Origin of the sequence: Pseudomonas sp. FP603, from assembly GCF_030687415.1 — a bacterium.
GTDB classification, from domain to species: Bacteria; Pseudomonadota; Gammaproteobacteria; order Pseudomonadales; family Pseudomonadaceae; genus Aquipseudomonas; species Aquipseudomonas wuhanensis.
Window position 1 is genome coordinate 3,300,477 of sequence record NZ_CP117431.1, and the last position, 19,345, is coordinate 3,319,821.

17 protein-coding genes and 2 pseudogenes are annotated in these 19,345 nt (G+C 60.2%); 7 read left to right on the forward strand and 12 right to left on the reverse strand.

Annotated elements, in window-relative coordinates:
- The first annotated feature begins 34 nt into the window (after window positions 1-34).
- Window positions 35-748: a GntR family transcriptional regulator gene (locus tag PSH65_RS15210; RefSeq protein ID WP_305426815.1), complete on the forward strand. Its 714-nt coding sequence runs from the start codon at window positions 35-37 to the stop codon at window positions 746-748.
- Window positions 749-751: 3 nt separating this feature from the next.
- Here PSH65_RS15210 and PSH65_RS15215 read toward each other — a convergent pair whose 3' ends face one another.
- Entirely contained in the window at window positions 752-1,702 is a 951-nt protein-coding gene (locus PSH65_RS15215; RefSeq protein ID WP_305426816.1) for a PDR/VanB family oxidoreductase, read from the reverse strand.
- A complete protein-coding gene (locus PSH65_RS15220) occupies window positions 1,699-2,745 on the reverse strand; it encodes an aromatic ring-hydroxylating dioxygenase subunit alpha (protein ID WP_305426817.1) in 1,047 nt (348 codons plus the stop codon). The genes PSH65_RS15215 and PSH65_RS15220 overlap by 4 nt, the downstream gene beginning before the upstream one ends.
- A 289-nt stretch (window positions 2,746-3,034) precedes the next feature.
- Between PSH65_RS15220 and PSH65_RS15225 the strand changes: the two genes are divergently transcribed.
- The gene (locus PSH65_RS15225) at window positions 3,035-5,122 is read left to right on the forward strand and encodes a TonB-dependent siderophore receptor (protein ID WP_305426990.1); all 2,088 of its coding nucleotides are present in this window, start codon (window positions 3,035-3,037) and stop codon (window positions 5,120-5,122) included.
- Here the strand turns inward: PSH65_RS15225 and PSH65_RS15230 are convergent.
- The 6 genes from PSH65_RS15230 to PSH65_RS15255 form a co-directional block, all read right to left on the reverse strand.
- On the reverse strand, window positions 5,100-5,294 hold the full coding sequence (locus tag PSH65_RS15230) for a hypothetical protein (RefSeq protein ID WP_305426818.1): 195 nt from the start codon (window positions 5,292-5,294) through the stop codon (window positions 5,100-5,102). The two genes, PSH65_RS15225 and PSH65_RS15230, sit on opposite strands and share 23 nt — an antisense overlap.
- A gap of 39 nt (window positions 5,295-5,333) precedes the next feature.
- A complete protein-coding gene (locus PSH65_RS15235; protein ID WP_305426819.1) occupies window positions 5,334-6,557 on the reverse strand; it encodes a DUF3422 domain-containing protein in 1,224 nt (407 codons plus the stop codon).
- Between the two features lie 240 nt (window positions 6,558-6,797).
- Window positions 6,798-8,012 (reverse strand): pyridoxal phosphate-dependent aminotransferase, encoded by a 1,215-nt coding sequence (locus PSH65_RS15240; RefSeq protein WP_305426820.1) that lies wholly within the window; start codon window positions 8,010-8,012, stop codon window positions 6,798-6,800.
- Window positions 8,009-8,647, reverse strand: coding sequence for an RraA family protein (locus tag PSH65_RS15245; protein ID WP_305426821.1), 639 nt, complete (start codon window positions 8,645-8,647; stop codon window positions 8,009-8,011). The genes PSH65_RS15240 and PSH65_RS15245 overlap by 4 nt, the downstream gene beginning before the upstream one ends.
- Entirely contained in the window at window positions 8,647-9,309 is a 663-nt protein-coding gene (locus PSH65_RS15250) for an RraA family protein (protein ID WP_305426822.1), read from the reverse strand. Before PSH65_RS15250 ends, PSH65_RS15245 begins: the two co-directional genes overlap by 1 nt.
- Entirely contained in the window at window positions 9,309-9,974 is a 666-nt protein-coding gene (locus PSH65_RS15255) for an RraA family protein (RefSeq protein WP_305426823.1), read from the reverse strand. The genes PSH65_RS15250 and PSH65_RS15255 overlap by 1 nt, the downstream gene beginning before the upstream one ends.
- Before the next feature lie 105 nt (window positions 9,975-10,079).
- Here PSH65_RS15255 and PSH65_RS15260 point away from each other — a divergent pair.
- The 4 genes and pseudogenes from PSH65_RS15260 to PSH65_RS15275 form a co-directional block, all read left to right on the forward strand.
- Window positions 10,080-10,967: pseudogene (locus PSH65_RS15260) on the forward strand (LysR family transcriptional regulator); the annotation flags it as partial.
- A 261-nt stretch (window positions 10,968-11,228) separates the two neighbouring features.
- Complete coding sequence (locus PSH65_RS15265) at window positions 11,229-12,047, forward strand: alpha/beta fold hydrolase (protein ID WP_305426991.1); 819 nt, start codon at window positions 11,229-11,231, stop codon at window positions 12,045-12,047.
- A gap of 174 nt (window positions 12,048-12,221) precedes the next feature.
- Window positions 12,222-13,109: a universal stress protein gene (locus tag PSH65_RS15270; protein ID WP_305426824.1), complete on the forward strand. Its 888-nt coding sequence runs from the start codon at window positions 12,222-12,224 to the stop codon at window positions 13,107-13,109.
- 82 nt (window positions 13,110-13,191) lie between these two features.
- Window positions 13,192-13,896 (forward strand): phosphoribosyltransferase, encoded by a 705-nt coding sequence (locus PSH65_RS15275; protein WP_305426825.1) that lies wholly within the window; start codon window positions 13,192-13,194, stop codon window positions 13,894-13,896.
- 36 nt (window positions 13,897-13,932) lie between these two features.
- Here PSH65_RS15275 and PSH65_RS15280 read toward each other — a convergent pair whose 3' ends face one another.
- Window positions 13,933-15,264 carry a homospermidine synthase gene (locus PSH65_RS15280; RefSeq protein ID WP_305426826.1) on the reverse strand — a complete coding sequence of 444 codons (1,332 nt, stop codon included), beginning with the start codon at window positions 15,262-15,264 and terminating at the stop codon, window positions 13,933-13,935.
- Window positions 15,265-15,500: 236 nt separating this feature from the next.
- Here PSH65_RS15280 and PSH65_RS15285 point away from each other — a divergent pair, with 236 nt between their 5' ends.
- Window positions 15,501-15,830: a hypothetical protein gene (locus tag PSH65_RS15285; protein WP_305426827.1), complete on the forward strand. Its 330-nt coding sequence runs from the start codon at window positions 15,501-15,503 to the stop codon at window positions 15,828-15,830.
- 38 nt (window positions 15,831-15,868) lie between these two features.
- Here PSH65_RS15285 and PSH65_RS15290 read toward each other — a convergent pair whose 3' ends face one another.
- From PSH65_RS15290 to PSH65_RS15300, 3 genes and pseudogenes are all read right to left on the reverse strand, one after another.
- Window positions 15,869-18,064, reverse strand: coding sequence for a TonB-dependent siderophore receptor (locus PSH65_RS15290; protein ID WP_305426828.1), 2,196 nt, complete (start codon window positions 18,062-18,064; stop codon window positions 15,869-15,871).
- Between the two features lie 136 nt (window positions 18,065-18,200).
- Window positions 18,201-18,356 (reverse strand): annotated as a pseudogene (locus PSH65_RS15295) (LysR family transcriptional regulator); the annotation flags it as partial.
- A 116-nt stretch (window positions 18,357-18,472) separates the two neighbouring features.
- Window positions 18,473-19,153, reverse strand: a complete 681-nt coding sequence (locus PSH65_RS15300; protein ID WP_305426829.1) for a glutathione S-transferase family protein — start codon at window positions 19,151-19,153, stop codon at window positions 18,473-18,475.
- Window positions 19,154-19,345: the final 192 nt, after the last annotated feature.

A 19,345-nucleotide genomic window follows, 5' to 3' on the forward strand; every position in this document is an offset into this window, starting at 1 on the left:
ACTATGCAGACCCACCTTTCTGGAAGTTGCCTGGATGAGTAAGCCCGGTCAAACGGTGCTGGTCGCATTGCGCAAAATGATCGCCTCGGGCGAGCTGGCGGCGGGCGAGCGGTTGATGGAAATCCCTACGGCGGAGTTGTTCGGTGTTTCGCGGATGCCGGTGCGCATGGCGTTCCGCACGCTGGAGCAGGAAGGCTTGCTGGTGCGTTTTGGCGGGCGCGGGTTTCAGGTGCGTTCGGTCAGCCCCGATGACATTGCCGGTGCGGTTGAAGTGCGAGGTGTACTCGAAGGCCTGGCGGCGCGTCAGACCGCCGAGCGCGGGCTATCGGACGAAGCCCGGGCGACCCTCGAACAATGCCTGATGCAGGGTGATCAACTGTTCGACAAAGGGTACGTGACCATAGAAGACCTGGAGGTCTATCACGACCTCAACATGCGTTTTCACGAGGTGATCGTCAAAGGCAGCCACAACCCGGCGATCGCTGATGCCCTGGCGCGCAACGACCATTTGCCCTTCGCTTCGGTGACCGCCCTGGCCGTGGACCGCAACGACATGGTGCGGGAATATCGACGCTTCAACTATGCCCACATGCAACACCACTCGGTGTTCGATGCCCTGGTCAATCGCCAGGGCGCGCGTGCCGAAGCGATCATGCGCGAACACGCCAATGCCACATTGCGCTATGCCGAGATCTTCGGCTCAGCGACGGCTGACGAGCGGATGAAGGTCATTCTCCGCTCGGAATAGGTTCTAGATATCCAACACCAGCAGCGGCGTTTTCGAACGCGAGCAGCAAGGGGTGAACTGGTCGTTGCAGGCCTGTTCATCCTCGGTGAGGAACAGGTCGCGATGCTCCGGTACCCCCTCCAGAACTCGCGTCAGGCAAGTGCCACAAATGCCTTGTTCACAGGAAATGGCGATCTCGATGCCTTGGTCTTGTAGTACTTGCACCACGCTCTTGTCGGCCGGCACCTCGAAGACCTGGCCGCTGCTGGCGACCTTGATCGAGAAACTGCCATCGGCGCCAGTGTCGACGGGCGCGGCGGCGAAGTACTCGCGGTGCAGGCATTGCTCCTGCCAGCCTTCGGCCTTGGCCGTGTCCAGCACGTGCTGCATGAAACCGCCGGGGCCACACACGTATAAATGAACGTCGCTCTGAGGCATGGCCAGGACCTTGGCCGCGTCCAGCACGGTCTCGGGTTCCTGATCGAAATGCAGGAACACCCGGTCGGCAAAAGGCGAGTGCTGCAGGCGTTCGACAAAGGCTGCACGGTCCCGTGATCGGGCACAGTAATGCAGCTCGAAATCCGCGCCACTGTGTGCCAGGCGTTCGGCCATGCACAGGATCGGCGTGATCCCGATACCGCCAGCGAACAGCAGGCTGCGCCTGGCCTCATGGACCAACGGGAACAGGTTGCGCGGTTCACTGATCGGCAGGCGCATGCCGGGCTGGATCTGCTCGTGCATGGCCAGTGAACCGCCCCGGGAGGTCGGGTCCTTGAGCACACCGATCAGGTAGCGATGGCGTTCTTCGGGGTGGTTGCACAGGGAGTATTGCCGGATCAAGCCGCCAGGCAGGTGCACATCGATATGCGCACCGGCGCTGAAGGCCGGCAGCGGTCGGTCATCGACACTGGCCAGCTCATAGCTGCAGATGTCGTGGGCTTCGTTGTTGCGCGATACCACCAGCACTTCGATCATGCCATTGACTCCTGCGGGGCTTGTTCCTTGGCGATCAGGCGCTCCAGAACGCGACGCGACTGTACACCGCCAGCGTCAATATTGAGCTTGAGCAAGCTGCGCGCGGGATGGCTGAGCAGGTTCTGTTGCTGGCGTTCGAGCATCTCCAGGTCCTCGCTGAAAATCTTGCCCTGTCCCTCGCGAATGCTCGCGGTCAAGGCTTCATCCTGCGGATTGAAGTTGCGCGCCATGCCCCAGAAGTACCAGATCGAGGTTTCGGTTTCCGGGGTGATGAAGTCGACGACGATGCTCGACGCCTTGAGCTGTTGAGGCGCGTGATAACCGCCATGGCCGGCATGGGCCACGCCGACTTCGATCAGCACATGGCTAGGCGGGGTGAAGCGGCAGATCTGCCAGCGGTCCACCGGTACATCGTCGGCCAGGTTGTTGCCGCGCAGGGCCATGCGCCAGAAAGGCGGGGCCATGATGTTTTCCATGTGGCGGGCAGTGACCACCTCGTCGCCGTCGACCGTAGTCACCGGCGGCGCTTCGTCGATTTCCTTCTGGCCGATGCTGGACGCGTGAACGTAGGTTTCGTGAGTCAGGTCCATCAGGTTGTCGATCATCAGCCGGTAGTCGCACTGGATATGGAACAGGCCGCCGCCATAGGCCCACTCGTCACTGACTGCCCATTCCAGGTGATGGATCAGCACCGGATCCGCCAACGCCTGATCACCGGGCCAGACCCAGATAAACCCATAGCGCTCGACCACGGCGAACGTCTTGTTGCACGGGAAACCGCGAACCCGCTGCCCGGGCATTTCCACGGTCTTGCCGTCGCAGCCCATCACCAGGCCGTGATAGCCGCAAACCAGATTGCCGTTTTCCACATAACCCAAAGACAGCGGTGCGCCGCGATGGGGGCAGAAGTCCTCGACGGCCGCTACCTTGCCTTCGTGCCCGCGGTAAAAAACCATCTTTTCACCACAGATCTGACGGCCTAGCGGCTTGTCGGCGATTTCATCGGGCGTACAGGCGACGTACCAGGTGTTCTTGGGGTACATGGAGATTCTCCAAGGCTGTTTGTTGTTATTTAGTGGATCCATTAATGTTGATTTATGGGGTGTTTGTCAAACTGATTCCGTTTGTTAACGATGCAGTGGATCCATTGATGGTTTTACAGCTCTCTGGGCGGGCGAGATCAGTAGCGGGGTCATTACTGCCGATGCCCTTGAAGACCGTTAACGTATTTACTGCAAATACATCGCATCATACAATGAGAAGCATTCCTACTAACTCATTGAGCGCGACGTCTTGAGCCATCCCCATCCCTTTGCCCGCCGCAAAGTCTTCATGAAACACGCGTTGCCAACACTCTCCTGCGTTATGTTTGCCAGTCCATTGTGGGCACAGGAAGCGATCGAACTGCCGACCACTGATATTCAGGCGAGTCGCGTCAGCCAAGACACGAGCTACACCACTTCTCAAGCCAGCACGGCGAGCAAAAGCAATGTGCCGATCAAGGAAGAGGCGCAATCGATCAATGTGGTCACCCAGCAGACCCTGGACGATTATCAGGTGCGCTCGCTGGCCGACGCCATGAAGTTCGTCAGCGGCGTCAGCCAGGGCAACACCTTGGGCGGCTCCCGGGACTCGCTGGTCAAGCGTGGTTTTGGCACCAACGATGACGGCTCGATCCTGCGCGATGGCGTGCGTTCCAATCTGGGGCACAACTTCAGTGCCACGACGGAACGCGTCGAAGTACTCAAAGGGCCTGCCTCGATGCTGTACGGCGCGCTGGAGCCCGGCGGACTGATCAACGTGATCAGCAAGAAGCCTGAATACACCCAGAGCACAACCCTGAGCGGCTCGGCTTATAGCGAAGGCGGCGGCACCCTGGCGGTGGATACCACCGGGCCGTTGGGAGATACGGGCCTGGCCTATCGCCTGATTGCTGAACGTGGCCATGAAGATTACTGGCGCAACTATGGCGTGAATGAGAGCACGTTGGTCGCGCCATCGCTGACCTGGACCGGCGACCGCGCCAGTTTGACGCTGAGCTACGAGTACAACGAATACTCCAATCCCTTCGACCGCGGCACGGTGTTCACCAACGGTCACCCGGCAGACATCGACTACGACAAGCGCCTCGACGAACGCTGGGCGAAAAGCGTCGGTATCCGTGAAGTGGCCACCGCGCGTTTCGAGTATCAGCTGAGTGACGATTGGAAAAGCCGCGTTACCTACGGGTGGAACAACGACCGCTACAGCCTCTCGATTGCCCAGCCGAGTTCGTTGACCGGCAATAATCTGCGACGTGCTGCCAACGGTGCTCACTACGATGATGAGACCCGTTACGCCAGTTGGGATTTCATCGGCCAGCAGGAACTGTTCGGCCAACGTCATGACCTGCTGATCGGCGCGGACACCGAAGCGTCCGACCAATTCCGTGGCAAAACCTACCGCAATACCGCGCGGTCTGGTTTCGACATCACGTCGCCGGTTTATGGTCGTCTGGCCGAGCCCAGTCTCGTCAGCGCTACCCAAAGCGACCTGAGCAACCAACTGACCTCCAGCTCGGTGTACTTCAAGGATAACTGGCACCTCGATGACCGCTGGATCCTGGTCCTGGGCGGTCGCCAGCAGCATTATGATCAGTACAGCGATCAAGGCCGCGGCAGAAGCTACACCGTCAACCGCGACGATAACGGTGATGCCTTCGTGCCGTTTCTGGGCCTGGTCTACAAAGCCACCGATACCTTGTCGCTGTACGGTAACTACAGCCGTTCGTTCAAACCCAATACCGAAGTCGACGATGCCGGCCACACCTTCGATCCGGAGGAGGGCCGCAGCTACGAGGTCGGTGCGAAGTACGATCCGTTGCCGGGGCTGAACATCAACCTGGCGCTGTTCGACATCGTCAAGAAAAACGTCGTGACCAGCCAGACGGTCAATGGCGTCAGCCTCTCGGAGGCGGCGGGCAAGGTCGGTTCGCAGGGGCTGGAGCTGGACATTACCGGGCGTGTGGCCGAGCGCTGGGACCTGATCGGCACCTACGCTTACACCCACACGGAAATCCTCGACGATCCGGATGACGAAGGTCACCGCCTCGCCAATGCGCCGAAGCACACCGCGAGCCTGTACCTCACGCATCACCTGAACGTCCCTGCGGAATTTGGGGCCTGGCATGCCGGTGCTGGCGCGCGTTACGTCGGCGAGCGTGCGGCGAACAACGCCAACGATTTCTGGCTGAGCAGCTATACCGTGGCCGATGCCTTCGTGCGTTGGGAATCGCCGGTGTTCGGGTACAAGACTTCGCTGCAATTCAATGTCGACAACCTGTTCGACAAACAGTACTACCCGTCCTCCACCGGCAGCCAGCTGCAGGTCAATGTCGGCGAACCGCGCACGGCACGCCTCAGCGCCAGTGTGACGTTCTGATCGCACTGCCTTGACGCGCTGCCCCGTTCTGTCCGTGTAGCCGGCGGAACGGGGCGGCGGTCATCGTGTCGTAACCGTCGATGCGCGTGCTGTAGCGGCTGCCGATGTTGAAGATGGCATAGGCGCCGGTCTGCACTTCACCCTGGCGGTTGGCGTACTTGCGCATATCCATGAAAACTCCTCGACGACTGCGTTCCCACTTTACGGTGGGTCAATGCTCTTTGGCTTTCCTGATCCTGATCAAAATAAACAGCAGGACGCAGAGCGCGAGCGGGGTCATGGCCAGCAGGGCGTCTCTCGCGGAAATGTCCGCGCCCATGACATGCAATCCCGAGTAGAACAGCTTGAACAGGCTCAACAAGTAATAGGTGATGGCGATAATCGACAAGCCTTCGACCGCGCGCTGGATTTTGATTTGAGTATCGGCGCGGGCGTTCAGGCTATTCAGGATTTCCGAGTTCTGCTCTTCCATTTCGACCTGGACACGGGCCTGCAACAAGTCCCCGAGGTTGGCCACGCTTTCGGCCAGTTGCTCCAGGCGTTGTTCGGTGACCGCGCAGTATCTGACCGTGGGTTTAAAGCGTCTTTCGATGAAAATACCCAGTCGCTGGCAATCACCCACGTGGCTTTCCCGGAGTTCGCTCAACCGCTCGAAAACCAGCTGTGCATAGGCTTGGGTGGCGCTGAAGCGGTGTCGGGTTTTTGCGCTGCTGCTGACCACTTGCGCCGACAGGTTGGCAATGTCGGTCAGCAGCTCTTTGGCATTTCCGGTATCAGGGCCGGCATTACGTTCCGAGAGGTTTACCAGGGTCTTGTCGAAGACGTTTAGCTGAGTGCTCAAGGCTTTCGCGGTGATGAGTGAAAGCGAAGCCATCATTCGGTAGGTTTCGATTTCCAGCAGGCGGCGGATCATCCGTCCCAGCCGATATGCATTCAGGCGTTTGTTAATGAACAGGAAACGGTTGGTGCCGTCGGGGCTCAGGCGAAAATCGCTCCAGACCGTCGCATCGCCTCCACCTATGCAAGAGCCGCTAGGATCTTTGAAACCATAAACAGACAAATCGCCAGAAAAGGACGTATCAGTGCGCACCACAATCTGCACAGCGTTGATCACGTGCTGCATGAAGGGCTCGACCCGGTCCATCAAGGCTTTGGGGGGCGGGCTCCAGCAGGGCTCGTGACTGGAGGAGGGCACCACCAGCGTCAGCGTCAGGAACTCCGCGTGCCGCTCCCACTTCAAGGCATGGCCCTCCAGTTCGGTGATGCCCTGGGCCGCATCCGGATCGACCGGGCCGGGGCAGCAGCGACTCAGCAGGGTGTCGCATTGGCCGTCATTCGCCAGAAACGCCAGATGAAACACGTGGGCGGGCTCGTCGAAATACAGAGAAGGGCGCGCGTGCAACTCGTTGTGCAGGATCAGTCTTTGCGGATGCATGCTGTTTGGGCCATGTTGGAGTTGTTTGTTCTTGGGACTGGGTGATGAATACCCGAGTCACAAACAAAACCTGGCGATTGCCCTTGCCCAATGCCGGTCAGCCAACCACAGAACCTGTGGGAGCGGGCTTGCCCGCGATGAGGGCGTGTCAGACGACATTAATGTTGCCTGATACTCCGCCTTCGCGGGCAAGCCCGCTCCCACAAGGATTGCGTTCAACTGACTGTGTTCACGTACTCCTTAACGCAACGCTACACAAAACGCACGAATGGCTTCGCAGGCCTGGCGCAATGACGCGTCGTCCAGCGCATAGGCAATGCGAATGTAGGGGCCAAGGCCGAACGCACTGCCATGCACCACCGCTACATCCGCTTCGTCGAGCAGCGCATGGGCGACATCTTCGTCGGTGTGCAGCATTCGACCGGCGGGCGAGGTGCGGCCGATCAGTCCCGCACAGGAGGCGAACGCGTAGAACGCCCCCGCCGGGCTCACGCATTCCAGTCCCGGCGTGTCGTTCAGCAGCGCCACCATCAAATCGCGACGGCCCTGGAAAGCGGCGCGGCTTGCGCGAATGAAGTCTTTCGGCCCCTCCAGCGCGGCGAGTGCGGCTTGTTGCGAGACAGAACTCGCGCCCGAGGTCTGCTGACCCTGCAGCTTTTCCATGGCCTCCAGCAACCATCGCGGCCCGGTGGCAAAACCGATGCGCCAGCCGGTCATGGCGTAGGCCTTCGAGACACCGTTCATGGTCAGGGTGCGCGGTGCCAGACGTGGCTCCACCTGGGCCAGGGTGTGGAACGCTTGATCGTCGAAGATCAGGTGTTCATAGATGTCATCGGCCAGAATCAGCACGTGGGGATGATCCAGCAGCACAGCCGCCAAGGCACGAAGTTCCACCTCGCTGTACACCGCGCCGGTCGGATTGGACGGTGAGTTGAGGATCAACCAACGGGTCTGTGGTGTGAGCGCGGCGGCCAGTGCCGCGGGCGTCAGCTTGAAACCGGTACCGGCATCGCACGTGACGATCCGCGCCTCACCGCCGCACAGTTGCACCATTTCCGGGTAACTGACCCAGTACGGCGCCGGCACAATGACCTGATCGCCCTCGTTGAGGGTCGCGGCCAGGGCGTTGTTGATCACTTGTTTGCCACCGTTACAAACCAGCGTGTCTTGCCAGCTCACATCCAGGCCATTCTCGCGGCGGAACTTGGCCGCCACCGCTTCTCGCAATGAGCGCACGCCGGCGACCTGGGTGTAGCGGGTGTGGCCATGCTCGATGGCGTGAATGGCTGCCTCACGCACATGTTTTGGGGTGTCGAAATCGGGCTCGCCGGCACACAGCGAAATGATCTTCGCCCCTTTCGCCCGGCGCTCCGCCACCCGATCCATGATCCGATAAGTCGCCGAGGGCTGTGCGCTGGCCAAACGTTGGTTCAGGCGCTGAATGTCGGTGCTCATGCCCGGGTTCTCCAGTCGGTCAGGTTCATCAGTTCCAGCGTGGAGCGGCCTTCGGTCAGCGCCTGCATCATCTGGGCTTCCTTGTTCGCGCGCGCTTCGCCTTCTGCGAGGGTGCGTGCCGCATCGGCCTTGGGGATGATGATCACACCGTCATCGTCAGCCACCACCAGATCGCCCGGCGCCACGAAAGCACCATTGAAATTGAACGGTTGTCCCACCGAGGGTGCGCTAGCCTTGACCGTGCCTTTGACCGAGATGCCACGGGCAAATACCGGGAACTGGCGTTTCTTCAACGCCGCGATATCGCGTACGCCACCATCGATCACCAGACCGACCACGCCAGCCGCTTCGGCCGCCACGGTGAGCACCTCGCCCCAATAACCGGCGATAAAGCCACCCGTGCCCACCACCAGTACGCTGCCACGGGGTACGCGTTCCATCGCCAGATGCAGGGCGAGGTTGTCGCCCGGCGAACACTCCAGCGGGTAGGCGGGGGCAGCGATAAAGGCGCCGTCCCAGATCGGCCGGATCGCGCTGTCGACTGCGCAGGGCAGGTGAGACGCTTCATACAGTGTCGAGCTGCCCAGTACTTTTGCCCGCGCGCGAAAATCCAGGGGGAAGGGGAGCGTGGTCATCAGACTTTCCTCTGCAGGTTGTGGTAACCCAGGGCGGCCCGGGCTTCTTTAAGGGTTTTGCCTTGAGTGATCAGGGCACGAATGTCGGCTTCGACCGATTCGATCTGACGGGCACACGCCGCCACTTCAGCGGCACGGGCGCGAGGCACGATCACCACGCCGTTGGCGTCGGCGACCACGATGTCACGGGAGCAAACCCGCGCCGTGCCGATGGACACTGGCTGGTTGACCGACTGCACTTGCACGCGGTCTTTGCCAGTGCGCATGTAGCGACCTTTGCTGAACATCGGATAGCCATCGCCCAGCGCTTTGTTCACATCACGGCACACCCCGTCGATGACCGTGGCGGCGATCTGTCGGGTGCCCGCGTACTGGGTCATGATGTCGCCCCAAACGGTGCAGTCGGTGCGGCCGCCGTTGTCGATGACCACTACGTCGCCGGGAGCGACGTCTTCGATGAAGTCGCCCACCGTACCCGGAGGAACGCTGGCCGAGACGTACTGCACGGTGAACGCCGGTCCGACGATGACCTTGCCGTAATTGTCCAGCGGTGCCACGCCGAGGCATTGCCCGGGCAGGCCGAGTTTGTCCAGAGCATCGGAGACGCCAGGAGTGTCGAGGCCTTCAAACAAGGCGACCAGTTCTTTGTCTTCAAGATTCATCAGGCATGCTCCACGCGGATCGCTTCGAATTGGGTGTCGTGCATCACCTCGGCCACCGAGCGGCCGCTGCGCACGGCCTCGACCATGCCGTCCTGGCGGCGGGCGATGCGCTCGCCGAGATCGATGACCTTTTCGATATAGGTTTGGGGGACGAACACGGTTCCGCAGGTATCGGCAATGACATAGTCATCCTCGCTGACGTCGACACCGGCCACCTTGACCGTCACCGCCGCATCGATCTGCACCACCCGATTGCGCGCACTGATCATGGTGACCCCACGGCCATAAACCGGGTAGCCAATCGCTTCGCTGCCGTCGATGTCGCGGCTGAAACCGTCGATCACCGTGCCACGCACCTGCTTGCCGGCCGCGGCATTGGCGAGGATGTCGCCCCAGCAGGAAATACCTTCGATGCCGCCGGCGATCACCAGCACACGATCGTCACCGTCGATCTGTTCAACCACCGGGGTAATCAGGTGCACGGTCGGTACATTGTCGGACTTGGGCGCCAGCAATACGGTACTGGCACGGCCGACGATCTTCGGGCAGTTCCACAGCGGGCGTAGCCCCACGGTGGCGCCCGGCAGGCCGAGGAAGTCGAGTGCGTCGGAAACCGTGTTGGTGTCCAGCGCCGCCAAGCGATCCAGCAAACTCTTATTGATCATGGGAAAGCCCCAGTGGTGACGGAGGCGCCCAGTGTCAGCGAGACAATTTGATAGGTATATTACTAATAACAGAAGCATTACATACGTTAAACCTATGGATTAGCCATGATCAATTTCCGTCTGATTCGTCACCTCTGGTTGTTCCTGGCTGTTGCCGAGGAACAGAATTTCGGCCGCGCCGCCAAGCGCCTGGGGATGTCCCAGCCGCCGCTGAGCGAGCAGATTCAGGTGTTGGAGCAAGCGCTCAAGGTCAAGCTGTTCGACCGCTCGCGGCGCGGGGCGAAGCTGACTCCGGTGGGCGCGGCGATCCTGCCCGCGGTGCGCAAATTCGCTGAGCAACTGGAGCGTCTGGAACTGGCCGTGGAAGAGGCGGTGGCGGGGCAGTCGGGGATGTTGACCGTCGGTGCGATTTCCACGGCGATGTTCGATGTGTTGCCCGGGTTGATCGAGCAACTGAAGATCGAATACCCGCACCTCACCGTGTCTGTGCGGGAAATCGACAGCGTCGAAGCCGTGCCTGCGCTGGAAGCCGGGGACATCGACCTGGCCTTCGCCCGTCTGGACGGTGATCTGGGGGCCTCGATCAAGTCGCTGCCGCTGACCGAGGATCGCCTGGTCGTGGCCCTGCCCATTGATCATCCATTGGCTGCACGCAAGCGCATCAGCCTGTCGAGCCTGGCCACCGAGCCCTTGGTGATGTTTTCCCGAAAGGTCAGCCCGGTGTACTTCGACAACCTGATCGCGACCTGCCGCGCCAGTGGTTTTTCCCCGCGCGTATTGCATGAAGTGCGCTCCGTCGCTTCGCAAATCGCTTTCGTCAGTTGTGGGCAAGGCATCGCCCTGGTGCCGGCGTCGCTGAAAAAACTGGCCCCCGATAATGTGGTGCTGCGACCACTGAGCCAGCCGCTCAATGTGGTGACGACTGCGGTGGCCTGGAATGCCGATCGGCCCAACCCACTGGTGGAGGAGGTGGTTGCCCGGCTCCAAAAAAACAGTTTGATAGGTTTGACCTATGACGGTATTCCCGAATCAGGAATTTACAGACGGCCCGATCCCCGCGAAATTGACGGCCTGCCGGCGCAAACCTGTGGCGAGGGAGCTTGCTCCCGCTTGAGTGCGCAGCACTCACAAAAACAGGCAATGTTTGTCAGATTTCCGGGGCCGCTTACGCAGCCCGGCGCGAGCAAGCTCGCTCGCCACAGTGAACAGCATTTGCGGACCGGCGGTCACCTTTTCGCTCAAGGAATCCATCACGTGTCCATACCCGAAACCTTCACCCAAGCGCACATCCCTCTGACGGTGGAGGGCGTCCAGCTGAACATCGCCACCCTTCATCGCGACGGTGTCCTGGCGCCGATTGTGTTCCTGCATGGGTTTGGCTCGACCAAGGAAGACTATGCCGACATCGTGCAGCACGCCGCATTCGCCGGTCATCCTTTCGTCGCTTATGACGCACCGGGTTGCGGGGAGAGCCAGTGCAGTGACCTTTCGCGGATTTCCATCCCTTTTCTGCTGAAGACCGCGTTGCAGATGCTGGAGCATTTCGGTATCGAACGGTTTCATCTGGTCGGCCATTCCATGGGCGGACTGACCGCACTGATGCTGGCTCATCAATGCCCGGACCGTGTGCTCAGCTTCGTCGACATCGAGGGCAATGTCGCCCCGGAGGACTGTTTCCTCAGCCGGCAGATCGTCGATTACCCGGCGGACGATCCCGAGGTGTTTTTCGCCGCCTTCATCGAACGCGCCCGGGACGCGCCGGCTTATGCCAGTGCGCTTTATTCCGCAAGCTTGCGGCACAAGGTTCGTGCCGCAGCGGTGCGCGGGATCTTCGAGTCGATGGTCGATCTTTCCGACAACGCCGACTTGATGGACAAGTTCCTCGGCCTGCCATGCCCACGCATGTTCATGTACGGCGAGCAGAACGCTTCATTGTCCTATCTGCCGCATATCCAGGCCCAAGGCGTGCGGTTGGCGCCGATTTCTCACTGCGGGCATTTCCCCATGTACTCCAACCCGATCGCGATGTGGCAGCAGATCGCCGATTTTCAGGCGAACGGCCATCGGCGATGACTCCGGCACGAGTTGCACGGCACCGTTGTGAACTATTCTTTTCAAGTGGCCCCTGCGATGCCTCATTCAAGGAGTTGATATAAATCAAGACCTAAGAGGCGTTAAGGGCGGAGTCTGGGCCTGATGCTGGATTCTCGAGCCGGCGTCGAGGATCCATCTGTCTGGAGTCAGATCATGAGCCAGTATCAACGGTTATTACTGATCATCAACCCGCTGCTGCGCCATTCGCCTGCGATCAACCATGGCGCTGCCCTGGCCAAGGCCAGCGGGGCCAGCTTGCACATTGCCGGCCTGATCCCCTCGTTGGACATTCTGTCGCTGCTCGAAGAGGGCGACCGCAAAATGGCTCGGGCGAGTTACCTGCAGGAGCACCGCGACTGGCTCGATGAGCAGGCGGTAAAGATGCAAGGCCGGGGGATCGAGGTGACAACCGAAGTCGCATGGGCTGACAACATGCGCCAGGACATCCTTGACCACGTCACGCAAATGCAGCCCGATCTGTTGATCAAGCAAGTGCAGCATGAACCCGTGCTCAAGCGCGCGTTCTTCACGCCGCTGGATTGGCGTTTGTTGCGCCATTGTCCGGTACCGGTTTACATGGTGGGCGGCGAAGGTCACGCCTTGCCGCAGAAGGTGGTGGCCGCGGTTGACGTATCAGACACCGAGCCTTCGAACAGTGAACTCAATGACCGGATCATCTTGCAGGCGTCGGGCCTTGCGCTGCAGTGCAATGCCGAGTTGCATCTGCTGTACGCCTGTGACATTTCGGCAGCGTTTCTGGCGGACATGGGCGGCGGTCTGACGCTCGCGGAGCTTACCAGGGAGTTGCGCAGCGACCTGGAAAAGTCTTTTCTCAAATTGGCCGCTCGGTTCGGTGTGCCCTCTGACTGTCGGCATTTCATCATGGGGCACCCTGTCTCGGTGCTGAGCGAATTCGCCCACCAGCATCAGATGGATGTGGTCGTGGTGGGCAGAACCCAATACCGTGGTCTGGAACGACTGCTTGGCAGCACGACCGAACATATTCTGTATCAGGTGCCTTGCAGCATTCTGGCGGTCTAGTGGCAGGCTCCCCAATCGGAATGATGGTCGCCGTCAAACGAACGCCCGATTTTTGGGGCTTCCGCCCCAGGGAGGTTTTCAAATGACCAGTCCTTCATTGCAAACCATCTTGCTTGACCGGGTAGATGCCGGCCGAAGCCTGGTGGAACCGTTGCTTAAATACGCTAAAAGAGCCGACGTCATCGTCCTCGCCTTGCCCCGTGGCGGCGTTCCGGTCGCCTATGAAGTGGCCACGGCCCTGGAGGTTCGCCTGGACCTGATGCTGGTGCGCAAGTTGGGAGTACCGTCCCATCAGGAGTTCGCCATGGGCGCGATTGCCAGTGGCGGCATACAAATCGTCAATGAAGATGCGCTGCGAGCTAACGGTATTGATCAACGTACGCTCGATGGCGTGGTTGCAAAGGAAACGCAGGAATTGTTGCGTCGCGAGCGGGCATACCGGGCATCGCGCGCACCTTTGGCGCTGAAGGATCAGGTGGTGATTCTGATCGATGACGGCCTGGCGACAGGGGCTACGATGATGGCGGCGATACAGGCCGTGCGCCTGCAAGCGCCTTCTCGCATCGTCGTTGCCGTGCCGGTGGCCCCCCTTGAGACGGCAGAGGCGCTGCGCGACGAAGTGGACGAGCTGATTTGCCCGCTGATCCCCGATTGGCTGATTTCGATCGGCCATTGGTACACGGATTTTTCGCAGACATCGGACGAAGAAGTCATCGATCTGCTGCATCGGGCGTGGCAAAGAGAGTCTGGCACGGGCGACTCATTTCAGAACGGTTCCGGTATTTGAGCCGTTGCCTGGCGTGGAATAAACCACGTCAGGCCTTCAAGTAATCCTGACGTTCACGAATTGCCACGGATCGGATTCATCGGTCTGCTCGGGCATCAGTGAGTGACGTCCGGTAAGGGGCGTCCAGTCGGAATAAATGCCTTCTACATTGCCCAGGTAGGGCATGCAGATCTGCAGAATCTCCCTGAACGGCAATTCATCCGGTTCGACGATGCCGTGTTGAGGATTGCGAATCGCCCAGATCACGCCGGCCAGCACTCCCGCCGTCACTTGCAGGCTGGTGGCGCTGTTATAGGGGCATAGAGCCCGGGCTTGCTGGATCGATAAGCGCGAGCCATACCAATAACTGTTTCTGGCATGCCCCATCAGCAGCACGCCGAGTTCGTCACTGCCGTCGAGGATTTCATCATCGAGCAGGCGCTCGCCGCTCTGGGGTTTCCAGTTGCGCTCGGCGAGTTCATGCACCGAGAGCAGGGCATCGTCACAGGGCCGATAGGCGTAGTGGACGGTCGGCCGGTAAGTCGGCTGCCTTCCCTGGCCAAGGGTCAGGTAGTTGGCAATCGACAGGGCTTCGTTGTGGGTCACGAGCAGCCCATGGGTTGGCCCCGTCGAGGGTGTCCAGGTTCGAACCCGCGTGGAGGCGCCGGGGCGTTGCAGATAGATCCCGCACTGGCACCCGAAGGCGTGGTAATAGCCATCCTCGGGAAGTGCTTTCTCATGGCTGCCCCAACCCAACTCCGTCGGTTGGCTGCCTTCACTGATGAAGCCGTCCACTGACCAGGTGTTGACGAACTCATCGGCGATTTTGTGCTGCGATGAATACTGCGAATCGCGTTCGGCGATGTGGATGCAGCGGATATTCAGTCGGCTGGCCAGTTGCGCCCATTCTTCGCGAGTCGCTGGCAGGGGCGTTGTGTCGCCCAAATCTTCAGCGAGGTTGATCAGTGCCTGTTTGACCAGGTGAGACACCAGCCCCGGATTGGCACCGTGGGTCAACATGGCGGTGGGCAGACCTTGCGCGCTTTCAGCCCGAAGCTGAAGCGCCGCTTCCCTCAACGCATAGTTGGATCTTTCGGACAGGGATTTGTCGGGGTCGACATAACCGCCTTCCCACGGCTCGATACAGGTGTCCAGATACAGCACGCCTTTACGCTGGGCGAACTGAATCAGGGACAGGCTCGATACCCCCACCGAGAGGTTGAGCAGGAAATCGCCAGCGCTCAAAAGAGGGTCGAGCACCGCCTCGTAATTGCTCTGGTCCAGTTGCTCGGCTTGGTGGGAGACGCCGAATTCCTGCGCGAGCAAGCGTCCATCTTCATCGGGGCTGAGGATCAACAGTCGCTGCGGCTCAAGCTCAAGATGGCGCAACAGCAGCGGGAGTACGCCTTTGCCGATACAGCCCCAATGAGCTGTCGATAGACGCTCTTAAACTAGAGACTGCAAGGCTCAGTTAAAGCTCAAAAAAGTTTCGGACGTCGTCAAGGAGACTCTGCTGTGCCGATCGAGACCAAAAAAACAACTGAGAATGAGGCGAACTGCTGGCCCCCCGGCTTCCGTTTCGTTGTCAAACTTGCTTTCTTTTCAGAAGGTTAGGCATTGGCGATATGCGGACTTTGGTATGGATGGCTGCAACGTTTGCCCTGGTGACTCTCTCGCTTGAGGCTCAGGCAAAGGACCTGAGCAAAAACAGTCGTTTCGTCTGCAGTTGGGGCTCGGATATAGCCGCAGACGCACAAGCGGCGAAGCTTTCCGGATTCACGCTTTACGGGGCACGCAAGAAACTGCAATCGCAAAAATTCCCCCGGCCGTGGATGCGCATGACGGCCATGGGCATTACCGAACAAACCTATAACAGTCCCTCGCGTCTCAAGCCTGCTGGTATCAAGCAAACGTATTACGAGCAATGCATCCGGCATGAGTTGGCCCGACGCTAGGGAGTGGGCTCCTCAACTGAAACGGTCGGGGCGCACGGTCAGAAGTTGATCGAGGCGCTCAGCCGGGCGGTCAGTGGGGCGCCCTGGAACACGTAGCCATCGCCCATGTATTCACCGGCGTCACGCCAGTAGCGTTTATCGAACAGGTTGTCCACGGTCAGGCGGAACACGGTGTCGTAACCGTCGATGCGAGTGCTGTAGCGGCTGCCGATGTTGAAAATGGCATAGGCACCGGTCTGCACTTCACCTTGGCGGTTGGCGTACTTGCTGGCGCTGTACTGCACTCCGCCGAGCAGAGCCAGGCCGTCGAACCAGGGCAGGGCATAGTCGCCGTAAAGGTTGGCGCGCAGGGTCGGTACGTTGATTGCCTGGTGGCCTTCATAAGCTGGCGTGCCGCTGTCGGTGACCCGCGCGCGAATCGCCGCGACACTGGCAGAAAGCTGCAGGCGCTGGCTGGCCCAGCCATTGGCCGAGAGCTCGAGCCCGGTGTTCTTCTGTTCGCCCTGTTGGGTGAACGTGAACGTGCCGTCGTCATTCGGTCGCGAGTACTGGTAGGCCTGACGGATCTGGAACAGCGCCGCGGCCAGGCTGATGCGCTGCCAGTCGTATTTGACCCCGGCCTCGATTTGTCGCGATACGGTGGGGGCGAGGATTTCATAGGCATTGGTGGTGAACCACGCCGCTTCGCCGCCCAGGGACAGGCCCTTGCTGTAGCGGGTGTACAGCGACAGGTTTTGCACCGGTTTGTAGATCAGCGCGGCCTGGGGCAGGAACTCATAGCGTTGGGTGTGCCGGGTGGTGTCGCCCTGGCTGTCGAAGGTCTCTTCATCCAGGCGCACTTCGCGCCCGCCGAGCACTGCCTGCCATTGCTCGTTGAAGCTGATCCAGTCATTGAAGAACAGCCCGTACTGACGGCTGTCCAGGCGTCGGTAGGAATCGTTGAGCGGTCCCTCGTAGCGAGCAAAATCAGCCGGCTCGCTGTTGATGTTGGCACTGCCGATCATCTGATTGATGGCATCACGTTTGTCCACCACGCGGCGGAACGCGCTGGTCCCGACGCTCAGTTCGTGGCCCAGGCCGCCGGTTTCGAAGCGGCCGCTCAGGACAGCCTGCACTTCGTCGTTGCGGCGGGTATCGTCGGGGCTGCGGAAATCGTAAATGTCGTAGTCACCCTCGGGGCTGAAGTAATTTGGCACCGCCGCGCTGGCGCAACTGACGGAGCCATAGCAGCCCCAGGCGAACGAGCTGTAGTCATCGATCACCACCCGGCTGCGCGAGGCGCTGAGGCTGCCTTTCCACTGGTCGCTGAAGCGGTATTCGAAGTTGCCGTTGAGGTTCAGCGCATCGGTGGTGACCGGCTTCGAACCGCTCTGGTGTGCCAGGAGTTTTTTCGGCGAGGCGTGGTGCGGCAGGCTGGAACCGCCGAGCAATTGATAACCCGGTGCCGAACGCTGTTCTTTGGTCTGGTACTCGACATCCAGTTGCAGCAGTGCATCGGGGCTGATGTTCCAGTCGAAGGCCAACGAGGCGAAATCGCGCTGGCCATTGGTGTGTTCGACGTAGGAATGCAGGTCTTCGTGGGCCAGGTTGGCGCGCAGGCCGAACTGCTGCTCGCTGCCGAACCAGCCACCGACGTCGGTGGCCAGGTAACCAGTGCCTCGATCATCAGTGGCGACGGTGACCGAACGCACATCGGCAGGCCGCTTGGTCACGTAGTTGACCAGACCACCGGGCTCGCTGACACCGCTTTGCAGACCGGAAAGGCCTTTGAGCAACTCCACTTGCTGCTTGTTTTCCAGCCCGACGTTCTGCTCGCCGGTGATGGTGCGGCCGTTGATCTTGTAGCTGCTGGCGGAGTTAAGGGAGAAACCACGCACGACGAAGTTTTCGTAGTAACCGACCGGCGCGTAGCTTTCACCCACCGAGGCGTCGTTGCGCAGGACTTCGCTGAGCAGGCGAGCCTGCTGATCCTTGATCAAGGCTTCATTGACCACCGAAATCGAGGCTGGCGTATCAAGCAATGGCGCCGCCTCGAAACCACCGACCGAAGCGCTGTCGGCCTGATAACCGGAGGCGTCTTCGCCGGTGACGGCCACCGCCGGCAGTTCGGTCGCGGTGGCCCAGGCCGAAGGCGCGGCGCTGGACAGCAGCAGGCCGAGGCCCAGGCTCAGGGGCTTGAGCGCGAACCGCGGGGCGGCCACTCCCTGGCGGGAGGTCCGGTAAAGCCTATTCATGAAAAATCCTCGACGACTGCGGGCCTGGGTTTGGCGAGTCTTAGCCTGCGGCTCACGCTTGAAGCGGCGCATCATACAAGAGGAGCGATCATGAAATGAAAGTGTCATCGCGACGATTGCCTCTACGGGGTTCTCACAACCCCCGCACATATTCCGGGGCGACGCGGGCCGAGCGGAGCATGCCGGTCAGTGGTTCGTTGAACGGCGGGTAAGCTGCATGGGAGTACATGAGGAAGGGTTGTGCATCCAGGTCTTTGACGGACACGGTTTCGGCGCTGGCCAGCCGATGAGACCTCGATTCGCATGGCCGAACTGCACAAACGCAGTTAATTCATTTCAGCCGCAACGCACTCCTTGCAGCAGCTGGCTCTGGCAGTTGCTGCGGATCGCGTTACGACCAATTGCTGGTCATGCATTGTCCGGCGCCTCACGAAACCGTTGCTCGATGGCCTCCGCAAACGGGTAGAACGAAAACCACGGCCTGGCTTCGTCGATCACCCGCTGAAATGACGACCTCTGTACCAACCTGTCGAAATAGGCGTTCAAGTGGCCGTAGTCGTCGGGGAACGGCACCAGCGTCCTGGCATAGAAAAGTGCCGGAGCCGCAGCGCAATCGGCCATGCTGAACGCCGGGCTGGCCACCCAGATTCTGGACGCCATCCGGCGCTCGAGCATGCCGTACGCCGTTTCCAGCGTAGACCGCTCCCTGGTCAAATCACCGTTGGTCGCGTGTAGTCGATCACTGACAATCTGTTGCATCGGCGCTTGTACATAATGGTCGAAGAAACGATCCCATAACCGGACCTCCAGCGCGTTCTCCCAATCGTCTGGAACCAGCCTGTGCGTGCCTGGATACAGTCGATCCAGGTACTCGATGATGATGCTGGACTCCGGCAAATTCCGCTGGTGAACAGGGTCGCGAATAATCGGGAACTTTCCGATTGGCCACAATGCCTGAAGTTCTGCGCGGTCGGCAGCGTCCCCGAGATCGATGATTCTTCTCTCGAATTCGGTGCCGTTTTCGTAGAGCGCGATGAGTACTTTGTGACAGAACGACGCCAGTGGATGGTAGTAAAGCGTCAGCGACATCTTTCAACTCCTCATTGGACGTGAGGGAGCGAGAGCCCTGGAACTGATGAAGGTGGGGTCAATGATCAAGCATAGGCGGATGTTGGCGATGCGTCAGGGCCGCCACTTTCAAGCGTGCGTACTTGCACATGGGGAAATCCCTGCTTAACTGAGCCACTGGTCGGTTTGTGACTTGTTGGTCATGGCGTTCAT